The following is a 25138-nucleotide window of genomic DNA, read 5'->3' on the forward strand; positions in this document are numbered from 1 at the left end:
CCGTGGCGGAAACTGGATAGTGGTGGCGTCGGCTGATGTTGGGACAGAAGATCTTGCGAGCGATCGAAAATACGGAGATGTCCGTATTCGCGCAAGATTTGGACCTTCGCTACGCCTGGGTCTGCAATCCCGGCAGTTCCTGGCTCGCGGATGCCAACACCGGCTCGAGCGACAGCGACATCCTGAGCGAGGCGGCGGCAAACCGCTCGACGGCGATGAAGCGCGAAGTACTCGCAAGGGGTCACGCGATGCGCTACGAGATGTCGCTCGTCCAGGGCAACCAGACGCGCTGGTACGACATCTGCGTCGACGTCGATCGTGACGACAGCGGCACGCCATGCGGCATCATCGGCACGTCCTCCGACATCACGGATCAGAAGCGTCGCGAGGAAACCCTCAAGACGCTGCTGCGCGAGCTGTCGCACCGCTCGAAGAACCTTCTCGCGATCATCCAGAGCCTCGCCAGTCAGACGGCGCGCCACTCCCTGACCGTGCCGGAATTCCTCGTGCGGTTCCGCGGCCGCATCCAGTCGCTGTCCTATTCCCAGGACATCGTCACCGATGCCGACTGGCGCGGTGCCGACCTCGAAAGCCTGGTGACCACGCAGGTCGAGCGATATGCTCCAGATGGCATGGACCAGATCGACTTCAGGCCGGTCGACGCGTACCTGTCGCCAACGGCGTCGCTGCATGTCGGGCTCGCCCTGCACGAACTTGCCGTGAACGCGGCGTCCTACGGCTCGCTGTCGGTGCCGGGTGGCACGGTCGCCATCCAGGCGCGTGTCGAAAGGCAGGACGGCGAGGCGGTGCTGGTCATCATCTGGCAGGAGAGGGGCGGGCCGAGGGTCCGGCCGGAGCGCGACGCCCGCTTCGGGACGTCGACGCTGGAGCGGATCGTGCCCAACGCCGTGGGCGGCGAAGCGCGCCTGGAATATCTCCCGGAAGGCATCCGCTACACGCTGACGATTCCGGAAGCGCAGTTCGAGCTGACGCAGCCGCAATCCCGGCCCTAACGGGCCCTGAGTGCAGCGGCCCTTCCGGCGCTCGCGCCGATGGGTCGCCGTCGCCCGCGTGAGACGGCGGACCGGCTCCGGCCGTCCGACATCTCGTCTGACCCTTCCACTTTACCGGCACTGGAGAGGACAGCGCGACCGCACCGTTCGCGCGTAGAAGCACCACCGCCCAAGTCGAGAACCTTCTCACGCGAACGTGAGACGATTTCTCGGTCGACTGCGGAACCAAGGGTGCGGCCCGGCTATTGTCCTTCCCGAAGGAGAGGTGGTCAATGGAACACGTCGCTGCTTTTATGTTGCTGGTGGGATGCTCGGGGGATATTTCCGTCTGCAAGGAGATTCCGGTCCCGGTCCCGGCCTATGAGACGGTCGCGGAATGCCGGCAGGAGCTGCCGGTCCAGATCCGGTTGAGCGGAACCGCCGACAAGCGGGTCTTCGGCGCCTGCAAAGAGGTTTCGGAGAAGGTATTCCAGCAGTCGGCGACGCTCGACTGGTCGATCTCGCGCGACGGTCAGCTGTCGATTGCCTTCGACGGCAAGCCGAGCCTCGTCGCGTCACGCTGACGCCGACGCGCACGCCACCGCCGGTCTACGACCCGGCGGATCCATGACCCGGCAAAGTTTTCCGTGCCGGCGCTTTCGACGCTCGTAGGATCGTCGCAAGCGCCGGCACTTTGCGTTTTCCTGCCCAGTGGCGGCCCCCGATACGTCATGGACGCGAGGGCTGCGTCAAACGGTCCCGCTTGCCGCTCGAGAGAAGGGGCGGGTCGGCGCGATCGCGAGCGTTCTTCGTCACCGGAACGCGGTAAAGGTCAGGTTTCGGCGCCGCGCCGTCGCGTCTCGCGCCGGCCGAGGCGAAGATTCCGTTGATAAAATGCGCCTGTGTACCGCCGCGGCTGATGACGCGGGCGCCCGTTCTCCTATAATTTCCCTCATCGGGGACGCCCTAGTGAAAGTGAGAAAGTCATCATGATTCGGAAGATCAGCTTCGCAGCGATTGCCGCGGCCACCATCCTGGCCGCCGGCTGCACCACGGAAGACCGGTACACGGCGGGTGGGGCCGTCGCCGGCGGCGCGGTCGGTGCCCTCGCGGGCCAGGCCATCGGCCACAACACCGGTTCGACCCTCGCCGGTGCGGCGATCGGCGCCGGCGTCGGTGCGGTCGCCGGCAACGTGATTGGCCGTTCCAAGGAGAACCCGGGCTACTGCCGCTATTCCGACGGCAACATCTATCGCTGCCCGGAAGGCTATTGATCTCGAAGCGGCGCTCGCGCGGGACTCGCCTGCAGGGAGCGTGATCCGGCTTCAGCCTTCGGATCGTGACAGGACGCCCCGCCTTTTCGGCGGGGCTTTCATATCTTGAGGAGAGGCGGCGATGGCACGGCTGGCGGGACGAAACAAGGCGACGCGCTCACTTGAGAAAAGCCCCTCGGTCGGCTGCGGCGCACCGGTCGTCAGGCGCATCGCGGCTCCGGCGGCAATCGCTGCGATCATGGGGCTGAGCGGCTGCACCAGCGGACCGCTCCCGCCGGTTTTCGGCGCGGTGTTCGGCCTCGAAAACGCCGAGCGGACGCCCCATCGATCCGGCGAGATCCCGGCGGCCGTCGTCGCGCCGGGCGATCGGGTCCTCGGCCTGTCGGCCAACTCGCCCGGCCAGTGCATCTACCAGCGGGCGCGAAGCAACCGGCGCTTCGTCGCCGACTGCCCCGAGGGCTACGACGTCTGAGCGTTCGCACCGGGTTTCGGTGGCGCGGCGCATGGCGGGCATTCACGTTCTGCCGGCGCTGACCAGTTCGACGAAGGCCTTGCGATAGCCGCCGTCACCGGCGGGATCCGAGTCGAACTCGACCCGCCGCATCTGGTCGCCATTGGCGATCTCGAAGCCGCGACGGTCCACCGTTGCGATCCGCCAGCCGCCCGTTTTGGCGCCGGCCCTCGCGGCGATGGCGTCGACGGCGTCAAGATGGTCGGCATTCATGTGGTCCCGGGCGCGGATCCCTGCGGCCTCGAGTTCGTCGTCCTCCGCCTCGACGAAGTCGGCGGGGGAGAGTTCGAAGGCCTTGCCGAAGCCGCCGTTCAGCGCGGCGCCTTCGGGCTTCAGACGAAAGAACCGGAAGTCGGGAAAGTCGACATAGAGTTCAGCCTTCGGATGGCGGGCGAGGAAGCGGGCTCGGATCCTGGCCGCCGCCTGCGTTCCGCGCTCGACGGGCTCGGCGTTGGCGAAGATGCTGATCCGCGGATGGGCGAGGGGATCGCCCTTTCCGGGCCGGGCGGCGAGCAGCGAGCATCGGCGGTCGTGATCGAGCGCCCTTGCATGCAGGGAGAGCTGCGAGACGAAGATGACCGGGCATCCGGCGAAGTCGGTGGCGACGAGGGTCTTGCTGACCGCGGGCCAGCCGTCCGAGGGCCGCAGAACTGCCAGCGATGCCTCTCGCGCCGGACGAAGCAGCATGCGCGCGGTGAGCCGCGCCGCCTCGTCCACCTCTCTCAGCACCGAGCGCGGAGCTTCACCCTGCGGCCGACTTGCCGCAGCGTCGTTTTCGGTCTCGTCCCGGCCGTCCTCGTCTCGATCTTGATCTCGACCCCGGTCGCGTCGGTCGCCCATGCTCGTCTCGCCCTTCGTGTCGGCCGCGCCCCGGGGAACCACCGGGCGCAGGACGCCCGCCGCCGTGCGCTCGTCCCGGCCGAGCGATAGCACCGACGGGACGCGTCGCGCCAATCGGACCCGCGGCCCAGATGGCGTTTTTCTTGGACGAGCGGCGGCACGCGCGATATCTGCCCGCCGACGACCGGCCCCGACACCCGGCCCCGACACACGGACAGTCTGGAGCATCCGATTTTGACCGACGACCTCAAGTCACGCATCCTCGACATCCTGCGGCGCATGGATCCGCCGGACGGCGGGGGGGACGTGGTGAGCCGCTCGCTCGTCTCCGAAATCTTCGTCGCCGACGGCAAGGCGTTCTTTTCGCTGACGGTCCCGGCGGCCGAGGCGCAGCGCTTCGAACCGTTCTGTCGCAGGATCGAGGCGGAGGTGGCGAAGCTCGACGGCATCGCCAAGGCGATCGTCGCGCTGACCGCGGAAAAGTCCGCCGGAAGCCAGGCCCCGCGCAATTCCGCCCCCCCGCCGTCCCCGACGCCGCGGCCGGCCGGCGGAGCGGGCGGAGCGGGGGGAGCCCCGGCGGCTCCGGCGCGGCCCGGCGCGAACAAGCCCGGCATTCCCGGCATCGAGCGGATCGTCGCCGTCGCCTCGGGCAAGGGCGGCGTCGGCAAGTCGACGACCGCCGTCAATCTCGCCCTCGGCCTCGCGGCGCTCGGCCTGCGCGTCGGCATCCTCGACGCCGACGTCTACGGTCCGTCGATCCCGCGGCTGCTCGGACTGAAGGAAAAGCCCAAATCGGCCGGCGGCCGGACCATCGTTCCGCTCGAGGCCTTCGGCCTCAAGGCGATGTCGATGGGGCTGATGGTCGACGAGGAGACGCCGATGATCTGGCGTGGGCCGATGGTGATGTCGGCGCTGACCCAGATGCTGCGCGAGGTCGAATGGGGCCCGCTCGACGTCCTTGTCGTCGACATGCCGCCGGGGACGGGCGACGCGCAGCTCACCATGGCCCAGCAGGTGCCGCTGGCCGGTGCCGTCATCGTCTCGACGCCGCAGGACCTCGCGCTCATCGATGCGCGAAAGGGCCTTGCCATGTTCAGGAAGGTCGACGTGCCGGTGCTCGGCATCGTCGAGAACATGAGCTACTTCGTCGCCCCGGATACGGGCCGTCGCTACGACATCTTCGGCCACGGCGGCGCCAAGGCCGAGGCCGAGCGGCTGGGCGTGCCGTTCCTCGGCGAGGTGCCGATCGAGATGGCGATCCGCGAGAGCTCCGACGCCGGCCGGCCGGTCACCGCGAGCGAGCCGGACGGGCCGCATGCGGCGGCCTACAAGCACATCGCCGCGAAGGTCCTGCAGCAAATCGAAGAGGCAGCGCCGCGCTCTGCCGCGCCTCGCATCGTTTTTGATTGAATGGTCAAAAACGGGGCTTGCCTTCTCCAACCAAAAGCTGTCGGATATGCCCAGTGAGCGGGCGGCAAGACCCGCTCCCCCCTGACAGGAGGCATTCTGCATGAAATCCCTGACCCGGCTCCTCGCCGCGACGGCCTTGACCCTGGCCCTCGGGTCGGCGGCGTCGGCCAAGACGCTCGTCTATTGCTCCGAGGCGTCGCCGGAAGGTTTCGACCCGGCGCTCTATACCGCGGGCACGACCTTCGATGCCGCGTCGCGCACGGTCTACAACCGCCTCGTGGAGTTCAAGCACGGCTCCACCGAGATCGAGCCGGGCCTTGCCGATTCCTGGACGATTTCCGACGACGGCAAGGAATATACCTTCAAGCTACATCCGGACGTGAAGTTCCAGACCACGGATTTCTTCACCCCGACCCGGACGCTCAATGCCGATGACGTGATCTATTCCTTCGAGCGGCAGCTGAAGAGCGACAATCCCTGGAACCAGTACGTCAACGGCGCCAGCTGGGAATATGCCAGCGGCATGGGCTTTCCGGATCTCATCAAATCGGTCGAGAAGGTCGACGACCTGACCGTCAAGTTCACCCTGACGCATCCGGAAGCGCCGTTCCTCGCCGATCTCGCGATGGATTTCGCCTCGATCCTGTCGAAGGAATATGCCGACAAGCTCGAAGCGGACGGCCAGCAGGCGATGTTGAACCAGCAGCCTCTCGGCACCGGCCCGTTCCAGTTCGTCGCCTACCAGCCCGATGCGGTGATCCGCTACAAGGCCAATCCCGACTACTTCAAGGGCAAGCAGCCGATCGACGACCTGATCTTCGCGATCACCACCGACGCCTCGGTCCGGGCCCAGAAGCTGAAGGCCAACGAGTGCCAGATCTTCCCCTATCCGAACGCGGCCGACGTCGAGGGCCTGAAGTCTGACCCGAACCTCGAGGTCCCGAGCCAGGAAGGCCTCAACGTCGCCTATCTCGCCTACAACACGACGCAGGCCCCCTTCGACAAGGTCGAGGTCCGCAAGGCCCTCAACATGGCGATCAACAAGCAGGCGATCATCGACGCCGTCTTCCAGGGTGCGGCGACGCCGGCGAAGAACCCGATTCCGCCGACGATGTGGTCCTACAACGACGAGGTGAAGGACGACGCCTACGATCCGGACAAGGCCAAGCAGATGCTGAAGGACGCCGGCGTCGAGAACCTCTCGATGAAGATCTGGGCGATGCCGGTGTCGCGCCCCTACATGCTGAATGCCCGGCGCGCCGCCGAGCTGATGCAGGCCGATCTCAAGCAGGTCGGCGTCAATGCCGAGATCGTCTCCTACGAGTGGGGCGAATATCTGGAAAAGTCCAAGGCCAAGGACCGCGACGGCGCGGTGATGCTCGGCTGGACGGGCGACAACGGCGATCCGGACAACTTCCTCGACACGCTGCTCGGCTGCGACGCGGTGGGCGGCAACAACCGTGCCCAGTGGTGCGACAAGGAGTTCGACGACCTCGTCAAGCAGGCCAAGCAGGTCTCCGACCAGGAGAAGCGCGCCGACCTCTACGAGAAGGCCCAGGTGGTCTTCAAGGAGAAGGCGCCCTGGCTGACCATCGACCATTCGACGGTGTTCATGCCGATGCAGAAGTCGGTGAAGAACTTCCACCAGGACCCGCTCGGCTACCATCGCTTCGACGACGTCGACATTGCCGAATGACCCCGGCGGCGTGAACTGATCGGCGAGGGGCGGCTTCGGCCGCCCCTTTTTGCAAGATGAAGGCCGCTCCATGCCTGCGACCCACCCGTTCCATTCCCGCATCCTGCTCGCATTCGACTTCGACTGGACGCTGGCGGAGGACAGCTTCGAACGCCTCGTCGCCGTGATGGGGTTCGACGTCGAGGACTGGAAGGCGAACCACTACCATCCGCTCGGCGACGCCGGGTGGGACGACATCCTCGCGAAGTTCGAGGGGTTGCGCCGGCTCTGCGAGCCCCGCGGCCGGACGATCACCCGCGATGCGGTTGAGGAGGCTGGCCGGACGACGAAGGGCTTTGCGGCGGCCGAAACGATGCCGGAGCGGCTGCGGGCCGTCGCCCGGGCCGTCGACCCGACCGTCACGCTCGAATTCGCCATCGTCTCGTCCGGTTATCTCGACGTCTTCGGCGCCCATCCCGTGGCCGGCGTCTTCGATCGGCGCTACGGTTCGGCCTTCGATTTCGACGACGAGGGCGTCGTTCGCGGCGTGAAGAAGATGATCTCGCACCCGGAGAAGGTCCGCTATCTCGAGGCGCTGGCCAAGGGCATCGACGTCGGCGGCTCGAACGCGCCGTCGCGCACCGAGGCGGAGCTTCCCGAGGACGAACTGCGCGTCGCCTTCGATCAGATGATCTATGTCGGCGACGGCGCCTCCGACCTCCAGGCCTTCGGTTTCGTTCGCGACAACAGCGGCTTTGCGATCGCGGTGGCGCGGGACGGCGGCTTTTCGGCGGAGGGCGAGATGCTCAGCGCGCAGCGGCCGGACGCGCTCGCTCCTGCCGGCTATGAGGATGGCTCGCCGCTTTTCGAGATCCTCGCCCATGCCGTTCGATCGCATGCGGCGCGGATCGCGCTCCGGCGGCTGGGGCAGGACCGGTGAGTGCGGCCCCGAACGAGGCTGCGGCGACGCTTTCGGTTCGTCCGGCAACTGCGGCGGACGTGCCGGCGATTGCGGACATCTGGCACCGGGGCTGGTGTGACGCGCATCTCGGCCACGTGCCCGAGGCGCTGCTCATGCATCGCAGCCGGGAGAGCTTTCAGCGCCGTGCCGGCGACCGGCTCGAGGACAGCCGCATCGCTCTCAGCGCCGGCAGAGTGGTCGGCTTCCTGCGGGTTCACGCCGACGAGGTCGAGCAGGTCTTCGTCGCGGGCGGCTTTCGTGGCAGCCGGGTCGCTCCGGCCCTGATGGCGGCGGCGGAAGCGCTTCTTGAAAGCCGCGGCATGGACGCGGCCTTCCTCGTGGTGAACGAGGCCAACGCCCGCGCGCGCCGATTCTATGAAAAGCAGGGTTGGCGCTTCAAGACCATCGTCGACTATCCCGTGGAAACCGACGATGGCGAGATGACGATCCCCATCCTTCGGTATGAAAAGGCGCTCCCAGAGCCCAGGATGTCTGCCTGAATGCTTCGCTTTTTCCTCTCGCGTGTCGTCGTCCTCGTCCCGACCTTCATCGGGGTGTCGATCGTCGCTTTTGCCTTCATCCGGCTTCTGCCGGGCGATCCGGTGCAGATGCTCGCCGGCGAGCGGGTGGTCGATCCGGCCCGCCACGCCGAGATCATGCATCAGCTCGGCTTCGACCGGCCGGTGGTGATGCAGTATCTCTCCTATCTCTGGGGCTTGCTGCAGGGCGATTTCGGCACCTCCATCGTGACCAAGCGCAACGTCGCGACGGAGTTCTTCACGCTGTTTCCGGCGACGCTCGAACTCTCCTTCTGCGCCATCGTCATCGCCGTCTTCCTCGGGGTTCCGGCCGGCGTCTTCGCGGCGGTCAAGCGCGGCTCCTGGTTCGACCAGACGGTGATGGGCGCGGCCCTCGTCGGCTATTCCATGCCGATCTTCTGGTGGGGGCTCTTGCTGATCATCCTCTTCTCCGGCGTGCTGCAGTGGACGCCGGTGTCGGGGCGGATCTCGCTGCTCTACTACTTCCCGCAGGCGACCGGCTTCATGCTGATCGACTCGCTGCTGTCCGACCAGAAGGGCGCCTTCGTCTCGGCGCTGTCGCATCTCGTCCTGCCGTCGATCGTGCTGGCGACGATCCCGCTCGCCGTCATCGCCCGCCAGACGCGGTCGGCGATGCTGGAGGTGCTGGGCGAGGACTACGTCCGCACGGCGCGCGCCAAGGGGCTGCCCAAGGCGCGGGTCGTCGGCGTCCATGCGCTGCGCAACGCGCTCATCCCGGTGGTGACGACGATCGGCCTGCAGGTCGGCGTGCTGATGGCCGGCGCGATCCTCACCGAGACGATCTTCTCCTGGCCCGGCATCGGCAAGTGGATGGTCGATTCGGTGTTCCGCCGGGACTATCCGGTGGTCCAGGGCGGGCTGCTCTTGATCGCGATGATCATCATGTTCGTCAATCTCGCGGTCGACGTGCTCTACGGCGTCATCAATCCGCGCGTCCGGGCGCGCTAGGAGAAGTACCGATGAGCCACATCTCAGCCCAGGAAGCCGAAGAGGGCGTCGGCACCGACCTTCCGGACCATCGTCCGCGAAAGAGCGCCCGCCGGCAGATGCTGGAGGAGTTCTGGTACTACTTCTCCGAAAACCGCGGCGCCGTCCTCGGCCTCGTCGTCTTCGGCCTGATCGTCCTCACCGCCATCGCGGCGCCGCTCATCGCGCCGCATTCGCCGGTGGTCACCAACAACCAGGCGCAGCTCGTCCCGCCGGTCTGGCAGGACGGCGGCAGCTGGACCTATGTCCTCGGCACCGACGCGATCGGCCGCGACATCCTCTCGCGGCTCCTCTACGGCGCCCAGTATTCGCTGTTCATCGGCGTGATCGTCGTCGTCGTCGCGGTCTCGGTCGGCATCGCCGTCGGCCTCGTCGCCGGCTATTTCGGCGGCTGGATCGACACCGTCATCATGCGGGTGATGGACGTCATCCTCGCCTTTCCCTCGCTGCTTCTCGCCCTCGTCCTCGTCGCGGTGCTGGGGCCTGGCCTCACCAATGCGATGATCGCCATCGCGCTGGTGCTGCAGCCGCATTTCGTGCGCCTGACGCGGGCCTCGGTGATGGCCGAGAAGCGCCGCGAATACGTCACCGCCGCACAGGTCGTCGGCGCGGGCCCGCTGCGGCTGATGGTGATCACCATCCTGCCGAACTGCCTCGGCCCGCTGATCGTCCAGGCGACCCTGTCCTTCTCCAACGCCATCCTCGACGCGGCCGCCCTCGGCTTCCTCGGCATGGGCGCCCAGCCGCCGACGCCGGAATGGGGCACCATGCTCGCCGAGGCGCGGGAATTCATCCTGAGGGCCTGGTGGGTGGTCACCTTCCCGGGCCTTGCGATCCTCGTCACCGTGCTCGCCATCAACCTCGTCGGCGACGGCCTCAGGGACGCGCTCGACCCGAAGATGAAGCGGAGCTGAGATGGATGGGAAGCTGGGTCGGCCCTGCCGTGACGGCTGCGCTGATTTCGTCGCTGATCGCGGCCGTCGGCTGGTACGTCAGTTGGCGAACGGCGAAAGGTGTCGAAGCGCGTCGGCGGGAAGAACGGGTTCGCGACGTCCAGACCGCCATTCTGGCCGAGATACGCTCTGCCGTCCATCATCTGAGGCAGTACGAAACATCGGAGATCGTCGATGGCGTCCGCCGCCGGACGCAGGAGTCTCGAGACTACGTGCCGTTCATTGCCCGGGAGCCGGGCTCACCGCTGTATCGCGCGATCGCCGGCGAAATATCGATCCTGCCGAACCGTGTCATCGACACCGTCGTCCTGTTCTACAGGCAACAGGAAGTGATCGCCTATTTCGCGGACGATCTGCGGGGTGACCGTTTCACGGCGATGCCCGCGGAGGAGAAGATCAGGATGATCGAGGACTATCTCGCCCTGCGTGAATACGCCGCCGCGCTCGGACAGGACGCGATCCAAGCTCTCGATGCATCATTGGGGCAGAGCATCAGTAGACCGGACGAGGACCGGTCGGGCCGGAAATCGGCTTCGGACGAGGCTTGACGGCTGACATGACGAACTCCTTCGCACCATCATTTATACCATGGAACCCGGTTCTGTAAGACCATGCCCCTTCTCTCCCTCCGCAATCTCTCCGTCACCTTCGACACCGCGTCGGGTCCGTTCAAGGCCGTCGACGGCGTCGACGTCACGGTCGAGCCCGGCGAAGTGCTCGGCATCGTCGGCGAATCCGGCTCCGGCAAGTCGGTGGCGATGCTCGGCCTGATGGGCCTGCTTCCGCCTTCGGCCACGGTCACCGCCGACGAGATCGCCTTCGAGGGCCGCGACCTTCGGGCGATGTCCGGCCGCGAGCGCCGGAAGATCATCGGCAGCGAGATCGCCATGATCTTCCAGGAGCCGATGTCGAGCCTCAATCCCTGCTTCACCGTCGGCTTCCAGATCAAGGAGGCGCTGAAGGCGCATACCGGTCTCGACCGCAAGGCCCGCCAGGCCCGCGCCGTCGAGCTGATGCGCGCGGTCGGCATCCCGGAGCCCGAGCGCCGGCTCTCCGCCTTCCCGCACCAGATGTCCGGCGGCATGAGCCAGCGGGTGATGATCGCCATGGCGACCGCCTGCAATCCGAAGCTCCTCATCGCCGACGAGCCGACCACCGCCCTCGACGTGACGATCCAGGCGCAGATCCTCGATCTCCTCCTCGACCTCCAGAAGGATCACGGCATGGCGATGATCCTGATCACCCACGACATGGGGGTGATCGCCGAGACGGCCGAGCGGGTCGTCGTGCAGTATGCCGGTCAGCAGGTGGAGCGCCAGAAGGTCGCGACGCTGTTCGACCATCCGCACCACCCCTATACCGCGGCGCTGCTCGCGGCGATCCCCGAGCGCGCCACGCAAAGGCGCCTGCCGACCATTCCCGGCGTCGTGCCGGGGCAGGGGGACCGGCCGGACGGCTGCCTGTTCAACCCGCGCTGCCCGAAGGCCGACGACAGGTGCCGCACCGTGGTGCCGCCTCGCCAGCCGGCCTCGCTCGGCGAGGCGCTCTGCCACTATCCGCTCGATCCTCCCGCCTCTTTCACCCGTCCGACAAGCGTGAGCGCTGCCCGATGACCGTACCGACGAACGCGCCCGCCAATGCCATCGTCACCGCCAGCAACGTCAGCCAGGTCTACGAGGTGCGCCGCGGCCTGTTCGCCAAGCCGCTCGGGCTGAAGGCCGTCAAGGATGCGAGCTTTTCCGTCGAGGAGGGCGAGACGCTGGCGATCGTCGGCGAGAGCGGCTGCGGCAAGTCGACCCTCGCGCGCATGCTGACGATGATCGAGACGCCCGCCGAGGGCGCGCTGACCATCGACGGCGTCACCATCACCGGCGACAATCCCGGCGACGTCAGGAAGCTGCGCTCCACCGTGCAGATCGTCTTCCAGAACCCCTATGGCGCGCTCAATCCGCGCCAGAAGGTCGGGTCGATCATCGAGGAGCCCTTGAAGATCAACACCAAGCTCTCCTCCGCCGAGCGCCGGCAGAAGGCGGAGCGGGCGCTCGCCGAGGTCGGGCTTCGCCCGGAGCATTACGGCCGCTATCCGCACATGTTCTCCGGCGGCCAGCGCCAGCGCATCGCCATTGCCCGGGCGATCATCCTCGAGCCGAAGATCCTCGTCCTCGACGAGCCGGTCTCGGCTCTGGACGTCTCGATCCAGGCGCAGATCCTCAACCTCCTCGCCGACCTGCAGGAGCGCCTCGGCCTCACCTACATCTTCATCAGCCACGACCTCTCGGTGGTGAAGCACGTCGCGACGCGGGTGATGGTGATGTATCTCGGCCGCCCGGTCGAGATCGCCCCGGTGGCGGCGCTCTACGCGGCGCCGCTCCACCCCTATACCCGCGCGCTCCTCTCGGCGACGCCGGCCACGGACCCGAAATCCAAGGGCCAGCGCATCCGCCTGACCGGCGAACTTCCCTCGCCGATCAGCCCGCCGCCCGGCTGCTCCTTCAACCCCCGCTGCCCTTATGCCAACGACCGCTGCCGCACCGAGCGACCGGAGCTGACGCAGCATGGCCCGACGCGGGTGGCATGCTTTGCGGTGGAGGAGGGGCGGATCGACGGGGCCGGCTCGGCCGCGGCGTGACCCGCCGTCGCCGAGGCTCGATGTGCCCTCGATCTTGCGCAGACGGGTGCCCCAGTCGCCTCAGCCCTTCATCGCCGACTGCGGATCGACGCCGCCCATCGCGCAGACATGGGCGAACTCTTCTTCCGTCACCGGCTGCACGGAAAGCCGCGAGTTGTTGACCAGCACCATGTCGGTCAGCGCCGGCTCGGCCTTGATCCTGTCGAGGGTCACCGGCTCCGGCACGTCCATCACCGCCCTGATGTCGACGCACTCCCATTTCGGATCGTCGGCGGTGGAATCGGCATGCGCCTCCTTCACCACCTCGACGATGCCGACGACGGCCTTGCCCTCGTTGGAATGGTAGAAGAAGCCGCGGTCGCCGCGCTTCATCTCGCGCATGAAGTTGCGGGCCTGGTAGTTCCTGACGCCGGTCCATTCCTCGCCGGAGGCGCCCTTCTGCTTCTGCTGGTCCCAGGACCAGGTGGCGGGCTCGGACTTGTAGAGCCAGTAGCGCATCTTATGCGGCGTCCGGGTTCTTCACCGTCCAGTTCCAGCGGCGGATCTCGACCTGTTCGAACAGGCCGGCGACGGCATAGGGGTCGTCCGCCGCGATCGTCTTCGCCGCGTCGAGCGTCTCCGCCTCGACGACGGCGAGGGTGCCGACCGGCTTTTCGTCGCCGCCGAGGAACGGGCCGGCGAATTTCAGCCTGTCGCCGAGGGAATTCAGATAGGCGAGATGCTCGGGGCGGTTGTCCATCCGGGTTTGCAGATGGTTCGGCTTGTCGGTCGAGATGATGGCGAAGAGCATGGGGCTGTCCTTTGGGATGGCCCCGCCGCGGCAAACTGCGGGGCGGGGCCTTCGAGGGTTCGAGGCGAGGAGCTACCGCGGCCGGGCGCGGCTTTCAACCGGCTTCGCGCTTCAGCGGCCGGGCAAGCAGCCGCTGGATCGCCGCGTCCACCGTCAGCCCGCCCGACAGGACCGCGGCGACGGTCTCGACGATCGGGGCTTCCGTCGAAGTCTTTGCGGCGAGGCGGGCTGCGATCGCGGCGGTGTAGACGCCCTCGGCGAGTTTCAGCGTCGTCACGTCCTCGCCGCGGCCGAGCGCTGCGCCATAGGCGAAGTTGCGCGATTGCGGCGAGGAGCAGGTGAGGACGAGATCGCCGAGGCCCGAGAGACCCATCAGCGTCTCCGGCCGGCCGCCGAGCGCCTCGCCCAGCCGCCGGAGCTCGACGAAGCCGCGGGTGATCAGCGCCGCCTGGGCGGAGGCGCCGAGGCCGCGGCCGGCGACGATGCCGGCGGCGAGCGCGAGGACGTTCTTCAGGGCCCCGCCGGCCTCGACGCCGCGGACGTCGTCGCTGGCGTAGCAGCGGAAGCTGTCGGTCGAGAGCCTGCGGGCGAGCGCGTCGGCGGCCTCGGCGTCGGCTGCCGCGACGGTGACGGCCGTCGGCAGACCGCGCGCGACGTCGCTCGCAAAGCTCGGACCGGACAGGACGCCGAGCGGCCGTCCGGGAAGCGCCCCGGCGACGATGTCGGACATGAAGCGGCCGGTGCCCTGCTCGATTCCTTTGGCGCAGAGAACGAGTGGAACGCCGGACCGAAGATGCGGAGCGAGCCCGGCGGCGACCTCCGAAAGGCTCTGGGCGGGCACCACCAGGAGGACGAGCGAGGCACCCTTCAGCGCCTCGGCCGCGTCGGCGGTCGGGCAGATCGAGGCCGGCAGCGCTATTCCCGGCAGGTAGCGCGGGTTCTCGCGGCCTGCGCCGATCGCCGCGATCGTCTCGGCATCCCGCCCGAACAGCCGCACTGCAGAGCCGTCCCGGGCATAAAGCGCGGCGAGTGCCGTTCCCCAGGCGCCGCTTCCCACGACGGCGATCGCGCTCATGCCTTGGCTCCCCGGCGTCCGTGGCCGACGAGCGGCGCGGATTTCTCGTCGAGCGGCCAGCGCGAGCGCACCGGCGCGTCGAGCGAATCGGTCAGCCCGGCCTCGAGGCGTTCGAGCCCGGCATAGGCGATCATCGCGCCGTTGTCGGAGCAGAGCTTCAAAGGCGGGGCGACGAGCCGGAACCCGGCGGTTTCGCATTCTTTGGCGAGCGCCGCCCGGATGGCCTTGTTGGCGCCGACGCCGCCGGCGATGCCGAGAACCGGGCCGGCGATGTCGGGAAACCTCTCGCGGAACCGCGCCAGCGCCCGGCGCGTGCGATCGGCGAGAGTCTCGGCGCAGGCCGCCTGAAAGCTCGCGCAGAGATCCGCGACGTCCTCGTCGGACAGCGGCGCCTTCGCCTCGGCGGCGAGACGCAGCGCCGTCTTGAGGCCGGAAAAGGAGAAGTCGAGCCGCGCCTCGCCCTTCATCGGACGCGGCAGGGCGAAGCGTGTCGGATCGCCCTTTGCCGCCATGATTTCGACGTTCGGCCCGCCGGGATGCGGCAGCGACAGAAGCTTTGCGGTCTTGTCGAAGGCCTCGCCGAGCGCGTCGTCGATGGTCGTTCCCCAGCGTTCGTAGTCGCCGAGGCCCCGGACGAGAAGGATCTGGCTGTGGCCGCCCGAAACGAGCAGCAGGAGATAGGGATAGGCGATGTTGTCGGAGAGCCGCGGCGAGAGCGCATGGCCTTCGAGATGGTTGACGGCGACGAAGGGCAGGCCCCTGGCGGCGGCGATCGCCTTGCCGGTCATCGCCCCGACGAGGAGGCCGCCGACGAGGCCGGGGCCGACGGTCGCGGCGACGGCATCGACGGCGCCGAGCGTGATGCCGGCGTCGCCGAGCGCCGCGCGGACGATCCCGTCGAGCGCCTCGACATGCGCCCTCGCGGCGATTTCCGGCACGACGCCGCCGAAGGCCGCATGTTCCTCGATCTGCGACAGGACGACGTTGGAGAGGATCTCCGCTCCACCATCGGCACGCCGCCGGACGACGGCCGCCGCGGTCTCGTCGCAGCTCGTCTCGATGCCGAGGACCGTCGCTGCGGTCGTCGCATGCGCAAGGGGCGTTTGTCGGGTCATGGCGAAATCGCGCCTCGATCCTCGAAAATGGCAGGGGCGGGCCCGCCGCCCGGCAAGCCACCGGGGACGCGCTGCGCCGTTCGAAAGGCGGTTGCCGGCCGTTCGACGCGGCAAGGCGCGAGAGGACTTTGCGCCCCGCCCGCAATCGCGCCATGCTATGCGCGATCCGGACGGCGGATGGCAAGGCGCGGGCCGCTCCGCCGGCAGGCGAGCGGCAACGCCGTGAGCACGAGCGGCAAGGGGGAGGTATCGTGAGCGACAGGACGATCCGAATCGGCACACGCGGCAGCCAGCTGGCGCTCGCCCAGGCGAGCGAGGTGCGTGCCCGGCTGATGGCGGCGCACGGGCTTCCGGAAGAGGCGTTTCAGGTCGAGGTGATTTCGACCTCCGGCGATCGCATCCTCGACCGACCGCTGTCGGAGGTCGGCGGAAAGGGCCTGTTCACCAAGGAGATCGAGCTCGCGCTGCTGGACGGGACGATCGACCTCGCCGTCCACTCCTCCAAGGACGTGGCGACGGTGCTTCCAGGCGGGCTGGAACTTTCCGCCTACCTGCCGCGGGAGGACGTGCGCGACGTCTTCATCGGAAGAGCCGCGCCGACGCTCGCCGCGCTGCCGCAGGGCGCGACGGTCGGATCGGCCTCGCTGCGCCGCCAGGCCATCCTGAAGCGCATGCGGCCCGACCTCAACGTCGTCATCTTCCGGGGCAACGTGCAGACCCGGCTGCGCAAGCTGGGTGAGGGGCAGGCCGACGGCACGCTCCTGGCGATGGCCGGCCTCAACCGCATGAACATGGCGCATGTGGCGACGGAAGTGCTGGATCCGGAGGTCTTTCCGCCGGCGCCGGGGCAGGGGGCGATCGTCATCGAAAGCCGTATCGACGACGCGTTTGTCCGCGGGATGGTCGCCGCGATCGCCGACGAGGCGACCGCGACCGCCCTGACCGCCGAGCGCGGCTTCCTCGCCGAGCTCGACGGGTCCTGCCGCACGCCGATCGCCGCCCGCGCGCTGATTGCCGGGGACGGCACGCTGACGCTGCACGGCATGATCCTGCGGCCCGACGGCAGCGAGATGCACGAGACGAGGCGCGAGGGCGTCGCCGAGGATGCCGAGCTCATCGGCCGCCTGGCGGCACGGACCGTGCTGGAAGCGGCGGGACCGGGCTTCTTCGACGGCTGGACGGCCTGAGGCGGGGCGCGAGGCGATGGCCCGCGTCCTGATCCTGCGCGAGGCGGCAGAGGCCGAGAAGACCGCGCGTGAGCTCTCGCTCGCCGGCCACCAGCCGCTGATGCTGCCGCTCGAAAGGAGCGTCGACATCGACGCGCCGCTGCAGGAAGCGCTTGGCGACGCGGCGATCGCCGGATTTGCCCTGACGAGCGCCCGGGCCGTGCCGGCACTGGCCGGGGCGTTTCCGGCCGATCGCCGGCCGGTCCTCTGTGTCGGCAGGGGCACCGCCGAGGCGGCCGGCGCGGCGGGGTTTCCCGACGTGCGCACGGCGCGAGGGGCGGCCTCGGGCATGGGGCGTCTGGCGATCGAAACGGGAATCACCCCCGGCGCGATCCTGCTCTACGCCGCTGGGCGCCGCCGAACCGGCACGCTCGAACGCGCCCTCGACGCGGCGGCGATCGGCTACCGGATCTGGGAGGTCTACGACATCGTTCCCGTGACGCTTTCGGCGGGGATGGTCCGCAGCGTGCTCATGGGCGGGCCGCCGGACGCCGTGCTGCTTCTTTCGGCCGGGCAGGCCGAAGGCTATCTGCGGCTGGCGCAGGAGATGCCGGACCTCTTCACCCCGCAGCCGCGGCTGCTGGCGCTGTCGGAGCGGGTCGCCGCCGCGCTGCCGCAACCATGGCGCGCCGCTACGCTGATTTCTCGCGAGCCGACCCTCGCCTCGCTTTTCGAACGTCTCGGCTAACCTAGATCCGTGACCTATGTGAACTCGAAGCTTGCGCCATGCGCGCGAATGAAGGACCAATGGGCCGCAACGCCGCGCCGGGGAGGAAGCCCTCGGGCATTGCAAGGACTTCGCGAAGCATGGAGCTGACGCTATGACCAATCGTCCCCGGCGATCACGACCCAGCAAGCCGCGTGGCCAGACCATCGACCTGAAGGCGGAAAAGAAAACGACCGTGAGCGAAGGCGACAAGACGAGCGCGGCAGCCGCCGCCAAATCCGAGGGCAGCGCCGCGACCGACCGGCCGGCGGCGGGCGAGCCGTCGGCGACGCCGCAGCCGGCGACACCGGCCAAGACGGCCGCGACGACGAACTTCCCGGGTTCGGCCTCCACCACGAGCGATCCGAAGCAGGCGGCGGGAACGACGGCGGTCTCTGGAGCGTCGGCGGCGGGCGCTGCCAAGACGGCGCCGACGGCCGCCAAGGATGCCGCGGGAATGCCGTCGAAGGCAGGTCTCGCGAGCGCCGCGGCCAATCCGGCCAAGCTTGCCTCCGCATCGACGCCCGGCGCCACCACCACCGCCGCGACCGCGGCAGCCGGGGGGAGCCCGAAGCCGTCCGTCCCGGTGACGACGAGCGCCGCCTCGGCCGCGAGCGCCGCTTCGTCGAGCCCGGCAAGGGGCGAGCCGGGCGCCGCCGGAAGAACGGCGGCCTCGTCGGCATCCCCATCGGCTTCATCCTCTTCCGGCCCTTCTGCCGCCGCGCCCTCAAGGACGCCCTCCCGCGCGACCGACAGCGGCGGCGGATCCGGGTCTGGACATTCCTCGTCGTCATACACGCCGCCGCCCAGCGGTTCCGGCGGTGTCGGCGCCGGCGGCCTGATCGGCGCGGCGCTGCTCGGGGCGATCCTGGCGCTCGGAGGGACATGGGTCCTTGCCGCCAACGGCTGGCTGCCGGCCCCGGCACCGGCGGCGACGAATACCGACGCCTCCGACGAGCAGCTGCAGGCGATGAACGGCGAGATCGCCAAGCTGAAGGATCAGGTCGCGGCCATGGGGGCGGGCCAGGCCGCGTCGTCCGGCACCGCTCCGGCCGTCGACCTTTCGCCGCTCGAAAAGCGCATGGCGGCGCTCGAGAGTTCGACCGCCGACCTTTCCTCTCTCAAGCAGTCGGTCGACCAGGCCGGCACCACGGCGAAATCGGCGAGCGACGCCGCCAAGGGCGCCAGCGACGCGGCCGCGGCCGCCGGCAAGACCGCCAGCGGCGCCAACGAGACCGCATCGGCCGCGGAAAAGGCCGTCGCCGGGCTGAAGGAAGCGAGCGACCGGACGGCGCGCGACGCGGCCGACGCCCTGAAGCAGGCGAGCGCCGCCAACGAAACGGCCGGGGCGGCGCAGCAGGCCGCGACCAACGCCCAGCAGACGGCGAACGGCGCGCAGACCACGGCCCAGTCGGCGCTCGACAAGGCGAACGCCGCGGCCGGCGATGCGAGCGCCGCCAAGGAAGCGGCCAGCGCGGCGAGCTCGAAGGTCGACGGTGCGCTCGCCGACCTCGGAAAGCGGGTGGGCGCCGTCGAGGAGGCGGAAAAACGGGCGGCGGTGGCGCTGGCCGCGGCGAACCTCAAATCCTCGATCGATTCCGGCGGACCTTTCGCCGAGCAGCTCGAAACCTATGCCAAGACCGCCGGTGCCGGCGAGGCGACCGACAGCCTCAGGCAGTTCGCCGCCGACGGCGTTCCGTCCGAGCGGCAGATCGCCGCCGAGTGGCCGGATGTCGAGCGGAAGATCGCGGACGCGCTCTCGCCGCCGCGGCCGAACGCGCCGCTGCAGGATCAGTTCGTGGCCGGGCTTTCTTCGCTCGTCCAGATGCGCTCGTCGGGCACGCCGCCCCAAGCCGACAAGAGCGACGACGCGGTGCTGTCGCGCCTCGACGCGGCGATCCGTTCCGGCGACCTTCAGGCGTTCCACGCGGAATGGGAGAAGCTGCCCGACACCGCGCAACAGGCCAGCGCCGACTTCGACGCCAAGGTGAAAGCGCGGCTGACGGCCCAAGACATCGTCTCGTCTACCCTGCAGGGAGCCATTTCGGGCTCGAAGCCGGGTTCGACCGACACGCAAGGCACCGCCGAACCTGCCAACCAGGGCTAGCCCGGGACTTACTCGATGCTGCGAATTCTCGCTTTCCTTATCGTCATCCTGGTGCTGTCGCTCGGCTTCGGCTGGCTGGCGGACAACCCGGGCTCCGTCACCTTCGACTGGCAGGGACAGACGGTCCAGACCAGCCTGATGGTCTTTCTCATCGCGCTGGCGATCGCGATCGTCGCCGTGATGTTCGTCGTCTGGCTGATCTCGGCGTTCTTCCGCACCCCCCACACGATCCACAGCTATTTCGACGGGCGCCGCCGCGACAAGGGCTACCACGCACTGTCGAGCGGCATCATCGCGGCCGGGGCCGGCGACGCCATCCTCGCCCGTCGCATGACCAAGCGCAGCCAGAAGCTCCTGGACGGCCGGCGGGAACCGCTGGTCCGCTTCCTCGATGCCCAGACCGCGATGATCGAGGGCGACCACGCCCATGCCCGGTCGGTCTTCCAGAGCATGGAGCGGGACAACGAGACGCGGCTCCTCGCCATGCGGGGCCTCTATCTCGAAGCCGAACGCGTCGGCGACGAGGCGGCGGCCCGCTTCTATGCCGAGCGGGCCGTGCGGCTCGCGCCGCACGTTCCCTGGGCAGGCGGCGCCGTGCTGGAGGGAAAATCGCTGGCCGGCGACTGGGACGGCGCGATCCACGTGCTCGAAGCCCAGAAGAACACGCGGCTCATCGACCGCGACGAGTCGGACCGCAACCGCGCCGTGCTCCTCACCGCCAAGGCGATGGACTGCGTCGAGGCCGATCCGAAGGCCGCCAAGGCGGCGGCGCTCGAGGCGCACAGCCTCGCGCCCGAGCTCGTGCCGGCAGCCCTCGTCGCGGCCCAGGCCTGCTTCCGGCTCGGCGATCTGCGCAAGGGCGTCAAGGTTCTGGAAAAGAGCTGGACCTACGGGCCCCATCCGGAGGTCGCCGCAGCCTATGTCGCCGCGCGGCCGGGCGATTCCGTCGACGACCGGCTGAAGCGGGCGAAGCATCTGGCGTCGCTCCGTCCGGGACACGTCGAATCGGCGATCTGCCTCGCCCGCGCGGCGCTCGACGCCCACGACCTCGGCCTCGCCCGCAAGTCGGCGCTGGAGGCGGCGGAAATCGAGCCGCGCGAGAGCGTCTATCTGCTGCTCGCCGATATCGAGGAGGAGGACACGGGCGAAGTCGGCCGCATCCGCGAATGGATGGCGAAGGCGATCCGCGCGCCGCGCGATCCGGCCTGGACGGCGGACGGGGTCGTCTCGGAGAATTGGGCCCCCGTCTCGCCGGTGACTGGCCGGCTCGACGCCTACGAATGGAAGGCCCCGCCGCAGCGGCAGGTCACCGCCCATGCCCACGTGCTCGAAGAGAGCGCCGGAAGCTTCGAGCAGGATGATGACGAGGCCGGAACGAAAGCTGCCGCCGGCACTGCCGCCACAGCTGAGCCTGCCGCAACGACCGCCTCGGCCGCGGACAGGCCGGTGGATGCCGGACCAGCGGCAACCGTTTCCGGAACCGGTGAGGCCGGAGAACCGGCGCCGAAATACCGGGCTGCCGGCGCGCTGGTGAACGGCTCCGGCAAAGCCGCTGCCTCGGAAGAGACGCCAAAAACCGGCAAGCCGGCACAGGCCCCCGACTACGGCCGCTCCAGCGAGGAACGCAAGGCGGCGCGTTTCGGCTGAGGCGCGAAGCGCTGCAGCCGCCCCCCGAGGCACGAAGGTTCCCTCCGAGGCCGGCATGTCCGCGCCCCGGCGGGGCATGACGGTAAGGCGGACATGTTCGATCAGATCAAAGGCTTCTTTCGCGCCATCGCCTCCATGGGCGACGAGGACGAGCGCGACGGCGCCGACCATCTCCGCGTCGCCAGCGCGGCGCTCTTGTTTCACGTCATCGATGCCGACGGCGTCGTCACGAGTTCGGAGCGGCGGCGTTTCGTCGAGATCCTCCGGGACGAATTCGACCTGTCGGACGCCGAGGCCGAGCGGCTCGCCACCGAGGGCCGGCAGGCCGACCAGCAGTCGGTCGATCTCTACCACTTCACCTCGATCCTCAAGCGCGAACTCGACGAGGCGCATCGGATCCGCTTCGTCGAACTTCTCTGGGAAGTGACCTACGCCGATGGCGACGTGCACGAGCTCGAGGACAATCTGATCTGGCGCATATCGGAACTGCTCGGCGTTTCGACCCGCGAGCGCATGCTGATGAAGCACGAGGCGGCCGGCAGGCAGGACGACTGACCCGGCGGAACCAGCCTTCCGGCGGGCCGGATCGGCGCGGCCGGGGCGCGACGGATGCCGTCGCCCTTGCGGTCGGAGATGACCGCCGGTCGCCGCCCGGTGACGGTCGGTCACCCCTTGCCAAATCCGGCACGGCGCTTGCTTGCCTTGCATCGAAGCCCCGCGGAGCGTAGGTCTCGGGCGTCCTGCACGGACCGCTTTCCAAGGCAACGACGAGCTTGCGGCAGAGAGCCATGGCATTTCACGAGCACGCCCTGACCAACGAGACGGCAGCCGTTGCGGGGCTTCGCGAACCAAAATACGTCCTCGACGCCACCGACGTGCGGCCGGTTCTCATCGTCCTCCATCAGGAGACGTCGACGCCGGGTCGCGTCGGCCAGGTGCTGCAGCGCCACGGCGTGGCGCTCGACATCCGGCGGCCGGTGCTCGGCCAGGCGCTGCCGGCGACGCTCGACGCCCATCGCGGGGCGATCGTCTTCGGCGGGCCGCCGAGCGCCAACGACCCGCACGACTACATCAAGGCCGAGCTCGACTGGATCGGCGTGCCGCTCAAGGAGGAGCGGCCGTTTCTCGGCATCTGCCTCGGCGCGCAGATGCTGGCGAAACGTCTCGGCGCGGCGGTCGCCTCGCATCCGGGCGGCCTCGCGGAGATCGGCTATTATCCGCTCCGCTCGACGACCGAGGGACGCCAGATCGTCCGCCACTGGCCGCAGATGATCTATCAGTGGCACCGCGAAGGCTTCGATCTGCCGCGCGGCGCCCGCCTGCTCGCCGAGGGCGACTGGTATCCGAACCAGGCGTTCCAGTACGGACCGGCGGCCTTCGGCGTGCAGTTTCATGCCGAACTCACCCTTGCGATGATGCACCGCTGGACGACGCGGGGCCACGAGCGGCTGCAGCTTCCCGGGGCGCAGGCGCGGCGTGCGCATTTCGACGGCCGCAGCGTCTACGACGCGCCGGTGCTGCGATGGCTGGAAGCGTTTCTGGCACGCAGCTTCGGCCGCAGGGTCGAGGCCGCCGATCCCGCCTGACACCGCCGACGTGGCGACGAGACATGCGCAGTCGATCTTGGCTGACCCGCTGCCTCAGCCCTTTCCGGCCTTTGCGGCGATCAGCTCAGCCGCCCGCGTCAGTGCGAAGTCGTATCCGCGTGTGCCGAAGCCGGCGACGACGCCCTCCGCCCGCCCGGAGACGTAGGAGTGATGGCGGAAGCTCTCGCGCCGGTGGATGTTGGAGATGTGCACTTCCAGCACGAAGCCCTCGAAGGCGTTGAGAGCGTCGAGGATCGCCACCGAGGTGTGGCTGAAAGCCCCGGGGTTGACGACGATCGCCGCCGCGGCCTCGCGCGCCTCGTGGATCCAGTCGATGATTTCGTATTCGCGGTTCGACTGCAGGCAGCGCAGCTCGTGACCGAGCTCGGCGGCGAGATCCTTAAGCCGCCGCTCGACGTCGGCGAGCGTTTCATGGCCGTAGACCTCGGGCTGGCGCTTGCCGAGCAGGTTGAGATTGGGGCCGTTGATGCAGAAGATGGTCGCCATGGGCCGCATTAGACCGCTGCCTCACGGCTTGGCAAGCCGTGAGGGGCGTGAGAGCTAGCGCGGGCTGAAATGAGCTTCGCTCATCTTCCTGCTCCATCTTCCTTTTCCCGCATGATCTTTTCCGAAAACCGGTTCCCACTTTTCGGGATCATGCTTTAGCGCCGCGCGAGGGTGTCGCCGACCCACTCGCGGGCGAGCCGGGCGAGATTTCGCGAGCGCCGGCCCCTTGCGATCGCCTTGACGGCGGCATCGACGGCGTTCCGGCTCTCCGGCCGCAGCCCGATGACGTATGTCGCGACCGGCAGCCTTTCCGGCCAGAAGCGGTTCATCACGAAATGGTCGGGCATCGCGCAGGAATCAGCGCATTTGATCGCCGGATCGGCAATCAGGGCGCGCGTCGTCTCGTCGAGCAGCTGCTGCCCGGGGGACGCCCTGCCGAACGTCTCGTCATAGGCCATCTTCCAGGCAAACGCCTGGCCCGCCTGGACGAGGGCGACGAGGCTCGCCACCGGCCGCTCGGCGACGAGGAGGCTGTAGATGCGGGCCCGGCCGTCCTCGGCCAGAGCATTGATCGACTCGCGCGCAAATGCCGCCCGGTAGCGATCGAGGACCATCGCGCTGCGGATCCTGCCCTTCCATCCGCTGGCTTCGAGCGACAGGAACTGCTCGAGCGCCGCGCGCACGCTCGCCGTGTCGCGGGAAACGCGGAAGGTGACCGGACCCTCTGCCTCGAGCAGCCGTCTCTGGCGCTGGAGTTCGCGCCGGCGCCGGGCCGAGATCGGCTGTGTCCGCAGGTAGTCGGCAGCCTCCGCCTTCACCAGCCCGGCGCGCGTGAAAGCGTCCACCGTGGCGATCGGCAGGCCGGCCGTCCGGACGGCATTGGCGAGGGCGGCGGCGAAGGGGCCGTCCGTCCGCGTTTCCGGCAGCACGAGGACGCCGGGAAGCCCGGTCTCGGCCGAGGCCAGCATCTCGAAGAAGCCGAGCAGCGTCTCTTCGGGATCGTCGCCGTCGAGCGGCAGCGTGCCCAGCCGGCCGAAAGGGTGGACCCAGGCGCGGATCGTCGAGACGCCCCGCAGCCCGAAGGTCCGCTCGATCGTGTAGGGCATCAGGAGGCGGAGGCGACTGCGCGACCTTCCCTCGTCGCGCAGGACCATCAGCCGCACGCTGCGGTCGTCGAGACGCGGCATCGCCGGGACGAAGAAGCGGGGATCGAAGAAGACGTTCGCCTCGATCGAACGGCGCGAGAGATGCTGCAGCTCGTCGATCAGCGAGAAGGCCTGTTCGGGACGATAGACGGTGAAGCGACGCGAACCGCCGCTGCGCGGCACGGCGACGTCGAGTTCGGCCGGTACCGGATTCTCGGTCGTCATGCCCCTCGCGCGGCCGGCCAGCGACGTCGTCGAAACGACGTCCGCTTCCTGCGGCCGCTCGGCGCCGGCGAGCCTATCGGCGGCGTCACCAAATCCGGGTGGTGCATACTCCGTACTCGGCATACTCGACATACTCGGCTACACGCTCTCTCGGGTCGTCCTGACCAGTGCCGCTCCGCTCCATATTCACCAGGAGATTTTAAGATTTCGTCGCAGG

Annotated in this window: 26 protein-coding genes; 19 read left to right on the plus strand and 7 right to left on the minus strand. The window is 68.7% G+C overall.

Going from position 1 to position 25138, the window contains the following annotated elements; genetic code table 11:
- Positions 1–77 precede the first annotated feature (77 nt).
- The 4 genes from J1C47_RS14555 (at position 78) to J1C47_RS14570 (ending at position 2738) form a co-directional block, all read left to right on the plus strand.
- A complete protein-coding gene (locus J1C47_RS14555) occupies positions 78–1013 on the plus strand; it encodes a sensor histidine kinase (RefSeq protein ID WP_245396578.1) in 936 nt (311 codons plus the stop codon).
- Positions 1014–1285: 272 nt separating this feature from the next.
- Complete coding sequence (locus tag J1C47_RS14560; RefSeq protein ID WP_207351508.1) at positions 1286–1576, plus strand: hypothetical protein; 291 nt, start codon at positions 1286–1288, stop codon at positions 1574–1576.
- 405 nt (positions 1577–1981) lie between these two features.
- Positions 1982–2266, plus strand: coding sequence for a YMGG-like glycine zipper-containing protein (locus J1C47_RS14565; RefSeq protein ID WP_207351509.1), 285 nt, complete (start codon positions 1982–1984; stop codon positions 2264–2266).
- A 121-nt stretch (positions 2267–2387) separates the two neighbouring features.
- Positions 2388–2738: a hypothetical protein gene (locus tag J1C47_RS14570; RefSeq protein WP_207351510.1), complete on the plus strand. Its 351-nt coding sequence runs from the start codon at positions 2388–2390 to the stop codon at positions 2736–2738.
- A gap of 42 nt (positions 2739–2780) precedes the next feature.
- On the opposite strand, the gene J1C47_RS14575 is transcribed toward J1C47_RS14570, so the two are convergent.
- Positions 2781–3506, minus strand: a complete 726-nt coding sequence (locus J1C47_RS14575; protein WP_342591991.1) for a HugZ family pyridoxamine 5'-phosphate oxidase — start codon at positions 3504–3506, stop codon at positions 2781–2783.
- Positions 3507–3851: 345 nt separating this feature from the next.
- Between J1C47_RS14575 and J1C47_RS14580 the strand changes: the two genes are divergently transcribed.
- From J1C47_RS14580 to J1C47_RS14620, 9 genes are all read left to right on the plus strand, one after another.
- On the plus strand, positions 3852–5027 hold the full coding sequence (locus tag J1C47_RS14580; RefSeq protein WP_207351512.1) for an Mrp/NBP35 family ATP-binding protein: 1176 nt from the start codon (positions 3852–3854) through the stop codon (positions 5025–5027).
- A gap of 100 nt (positions 5028–5127) precedes the next feature.
- Entirely contained in the window at positions 5128–6723 is a 1596-nt protein-coding gene (locus J1C47_RS14585) for an ABC transporter substrate-binding protein (RefSeq protein ID WP_207351513.1), read from the plus strand.
- Between the two features lie 70 nt (positions 6724–6793).
- Positions 6794–7642, plus strand: coding sequence for an HAD family hydrolase (locus J1C47_RS14590; RefSeq protein WP_207351514.1), 849 nt, complete (start codon positions 6794–6796; stop codon positions 7640–7642).
- Positions 7639–8163: a GNAT family N-acetyltransferase gene (locus J1C47_RS14595; protein WP_207351515.1), complete on the plus strand. Its 525-nt coding sequence runs from the start codon at positions 7639–7641 to the stop codon at positions 8161–8163. The genes J1C47_RS14590 and J1C47_RS14595 overlap by 4 nt, the downstream gene beginning before the upstream one ends.
- Positions 8164–9171 carry an ABC transporter permease subunit gene (locus tag J1C47_RS14600; protein WP_207351516.1) on the plus strand — a complete coding sequence of 336 codons (1008 nt, stop codon included), beginning with the start codon at positions 8164–8166 and terminating at the stop codon, positions 9169–9171.
- Positions 9172–9269: 98 nt separating this feature from the next.
- Positions 9270–10124, plus strand: coding sequence for an ABC transporter permease subunit (locus J1C47_RS14605; RefSeq protein ID WP_245396583.1), 855 nt, complete (start codon positions 9270–9272; stop codon positions 10122–10124).
- Positions 10125–10129: 5 nt separating this feature from the next.
- Complete coding sequence (locus tag J1C47_RS14610; RefSeq protein WP_207351518.1) at positions 10130–10711, plus strand: hypothetical protein; 582 nt, start codon at positions 10130–10132, stop codon at positions 10709–10711.
- Between the two features lie 63 nt (positions 10712–10774).
- Entirely contained in the window at positions 10775–11776 is a 1002-nt protein-coding gene (locus tag J1C47_RS14615) for an ABC transporter ATP-binding protein (RefSeq protein ID WP_207351519.1), read from the plus strand.
- Positions 11773–12792: an ABC transporter ATP-binding protein gene (locus tag J1C47_RS14620; protein ID WP_207351520.1), complete on the plus strand. Its 1020-nt coding sequence runs from the start codon at positions 11773–11775 to the stop codon at positions 12790–12792. The genes J1C47_RS14615 and J1C47_RS14620 overlap by 4 nt, the downstream gene beginning before the upstream one ends.
- Before the next feature lie 60 nt (positions 12793–12852).
- On the opposite strand, the gene J1C47_RS14625 is transcribed toward J1C47_RS14620, so the two are convergent.
- The 4 genes from J1C47_RS14625 to tsaD all read right to left on the minus strand — a co-directional run bounded on the left by J1C47_RS14625 (position 12853) and on the right by tsaD (position 15772).
- Positions 12853–13290: an EVE domain-containing protein gene (locus tag J1C47_RS14625; RefSeq protein WP_207351521.1), complete on the minus strand. Its 438-nt coding sequence runs from the start codon at positions 13288–13290 to the stop codon at positions 12853–12855.
- A 1-nt stretch (position 13291) separates the two neighbouring features.
- Entirely contained in the window at positions 13292–13582 is a 291-nt protein-coding gene (locus J1C47_RS14630; protein WP_207351522.1) for a YciI-like protein, read from the minus strand.
- Positions 13583–13676: 94 nt separating this feature from the next.
- A complete protein-coding gene (locus J1C47_RS14635) occupies positions 13677–14657 on the minus strand; it encodes an NAD(P)H-dependent glycerol-3-phosphate dehydrogenase (RefSeq protein WP_207351523.1) in 981 nt (326 codons plus the stop codon).
- The gene (gene tsaD / locus J1C47_RS14640) at positions 14654–15772 is read right to left on the minus strand and encodes a tRNA (adenosine(37)-N6)-threonylcarbamoyltransferase complex transferase subunit TsaD (protein ID WP_207351524.1); all 1119 of its coding nucleotides are present in this window, start codon (positions 15770–15772) and stop codon (positions 14654–14656) included. Before tsaD ends, J1C47_RS14635 begins: the two co-directional genes overlap by 4 nt.
- A 251-nt stretch (positions 15773–16023) precedes the next feature.
- Between tsaD and hemC the strand changes: the two genes are divergently transcribed.
- From hemC to J1C47_RS14670, 6 genes are all read left to right on the plus strand, one after another.
- Positions 16024–16959, plus strand: a complete 936-nt coding sequence (gene hemC / locus J1C47_RS14645; RefSeq protein ID WP_342591992.1) for a hydroxymethylbilane synthase — start codon at positions 16024–16026, stop codon at positions 16957–16959.
- Between the two features lie 16 nt (positions 16960–16975).
- Entirely contained in the window at positions 16976–17686 is a 711-nt protein-coding gene (locus J1C47_RS14650; protein WP_207351526.1) for a uroporphyrinogen-III synthase, read from the plus strand.
- A 214-nt stretch (positions 17687–17900) separates the two neighbouring features.
- Positions 17901–19811 (plus strand): COG4223 family protein, encoded by a 1911-nt coding sequence (locus J1C47_RS14655; RefSeq protein ID WP_207351527.1) that lies wholly within the window; start codon positions 17901–17903, stop codon positions 19809–19811.
- A 15-nt stretch (positions 19812–19826) separates the two neighbouring features.
- Positions 19827–21458, plus strand: a complete 1632-nt coding sequence (locus tag J1C47_RS14660; protein WP_207351528.1) for a heme biosynthesis protein HemY — start codon at positions 19827–19829, stop codon at positions 21456–21458.
- A 93-nt stretch (positions 21459–21551) separates the two neighbouring features.
- Positions 21552–22013 carry a tellurite resistance TerB family protein gene (locus J1C47_RS14665; RefSeq protein WP_207351529.1) on the plus strand — a complete coding sequence of 154 codons (462 nt, stop codon included), beginning with the start codon at positions 21552–21554 and terminating at the stop codon, positions 22011–22013.
- Positions 22014–22246: 233 nt separating this feature from the next.
- The gene (locus tag J1C47_RS14670; RefSeq protein ID WP_207351530.1) at positions 22247–23044 is read left to right on the plus strand and encodes a glutamine amidotransferase; all 798 of its coding nucleotides are present in this window, start codon (positions 22247–22249) and stop codon (positions 23042–23044) included.
- A gap of 54 nt (positions 23045–23098) precedes the next feature.
- Here the strand turns inward: J1C47_RS14670 and aroQ are convergent, their stop codons facing one another.
- Together aroQ and J1C47_RS14680 are read right to left on the minus strand one after the other, a co-directional pair.
- Positions 23099–23551 carry a type II 3-dehydroquinate dehydratase gene (gene aroQ, locus J1C47_RS14675; RefSeq protein WP_207351531.1) on the minus strand — a complete coding sequence of 151 codons (453 nt, stop codon included), beginning with the start codon at positions 23549–23551 and terminating at the stop codon, positions 23099–23101.
- A gap of 155 nt (positions 23552–23706) precedes the next feature.
- Positions 23707–24921, minus strand: coding sequence for a GNAT family N-acetyltransferase (locus J1C47_RS14680; RefSeq protein WP_207351532.1), 1215 nt, complete (start codon positions 24919–24921; stop codon positions 23707–23709).
- Positions 24922–25138 lie beyond the last annotated feature (217 nt).

The sequence above is a fragment of the Jiella sonneratiae genome, from assembly GCF_017353515.1.
GTDB classification, from domain to species: Bacteria; Pseudomonadota; Alphaproteobacteria; order Rhizobiales; family Rhizobiaceae; genus Jiella; species Jiella sonneratiae.

Excerpts from the sequence above, each read along its gene's own strand:
- J1C47_RS14555 (WP_245396578.1), top strand. The coding sequence starts at position 78 with ATGTCCGTATTCGCGCAAGATTTGGACCTTCGCTACGCCTGGGTCTGC.
- J1C47_RS14560 (WP_207351508.1), top strand. The coding sequence starts at position 1,286 with ATGGAACACGTCGCTGCTTTTATGTTGCTGGTGGGATGCTCGGGGGAT.
- J1C47_RS14565 (WP_207351509.1), top strand. The coding sequence starts at position 1,982 with ATGATTCGGAAGATCAGCTTCGCAGCGATTGCCGCGGCCACCATCCTG.
- J1C47_RS14570 (WP_207351510.1), top strand. The coding sequence starts at position 2,388 with ATGGCACGGCTGGCGGGACGAAACAAGGCGACGCGCTCACTTGAGAAA.
- J1C47_RS14585 (WP_207351513.1), top strand. The coding sequence starts at position 5,128 with ATGAAATCCCTGACCCGGCTCCTCGCCGCGACGGCCTTGACCCTGGCC.
- J1C47_RS14590 (WP_207351514.1), top strand. The coding sequence starts at position 6,794 with ATGCCTGCGACCCACCCGTTCCATTCCCGCATCCTGCTCGCATTCGAC.
- J1C47_RS14600 (WP_207351516.1), top strand. The coding sequence starts at position 8,164 with ATGCTTCGCTTTTTCCTCTCGCGTGTCGTCGTCCTCGTCCCGACCTTC.
- J1C47_RS14605 (WP_245396583.1), top strand. The coding sequence starts at position 9,270 with ATGCTGGAGGAGTTCTGGTACTACTTCTCCGAAAACCGCGGCGCCGTC.
- J1C47_RS14610 (WP_207351518.1), top strand. The coding sequence starts at position 10,130 with ATGGGAAGCTGGGTCGGCCCTGCCGTGACGGCTGCGCTGATTTCGTCG.
- J1C47_RS14615 (WP_207351519.1), top strand. The coding sequence starts at position 10,775 with ATGCCCCTTCTCTCCCTCCGCAATCTCTCCGTCACCTTCGACACCGCG.
- J1C47_RS14620 (WP_207351520.1), top strand. The coding sequence starts at position 11,773 with ATGACCGTACCGACGAACGCGCCCGCCAATGCCATCGTCACCGCCAGC.
- J1C47_RS14625 (WP_207351521.1), bottom strand. The coding sequence starts at position 13,290 with ATGCGCTACTGGCTCTACAAGTCCGAGCCCGCCACCTGGTCCTGGGAC.
- J1C47_RS14630 (WP_207351522.1), bottom strand. The coding sequence starts at position 13,582 with ATGCTCTTCGCCATCATCTCGACCGACAAGCCGAACCATCTGCAAACC.
- J1C47_RS14635 (WP_207351523.1), bottom strand. The coding sequence starts at position 14,657 with ATGAGCGCGATCGCCGTCGTGGGAAGCGGCGCCTGGGGAACGGCACTC.
- tsaD (WP_207351524.1), bottom strand. The coding sequence starts at position 15,772 with ATGACCCGACAAACGCCCCTTGCGCATGCGACGACCGCAGCGACGGTC.
- J1C47_RS14650 (WP_207351526.1), top strand. The coding sequence starts at position 16,976 with ATGGCCCGCGTCCTGATCCTGCGCGAGGCGGCAGAGGCCGAGAAGACC.
- J1C47_RS14660 (WP_207351528.1), top strand. The coding sequence starts at position 19,827 with ATGCTGCGAATTCTCGCTTTCCTTATCGTCATCCTGGTGCTGTCGCTC.
- J1C47_RS14665 (WP_207351529.1), top strand. The coding sequence starts at position 21,552 with ATGTTCGATCAGATCAAAGGCTTCTTTCGCGCCATCGCCTCCATGGGC.
- J1C47_RS14670 (WP_207351530.1), top strand. The coding sequence starts at position 22,247 with ATGGCATTTCACGAGCACGCCCTGACCAACGAGACGGCAGCCGTTGCG.
- aroQ (WP_207351531.1), bottom strand. The coding sequence starts at position 23,551 with ATGGCGACCATCTTCTGCATCAACGGCCCCAATCTCAACCTGCTCGGC.
- J1C47_RS14680 (WP_207351532.1), bottom strand. The coding sequence starts at position 24,921 with ATGACGACCGAGAATCCGGTACCGGCCGAACTCGACGTCGCCGTGCCG.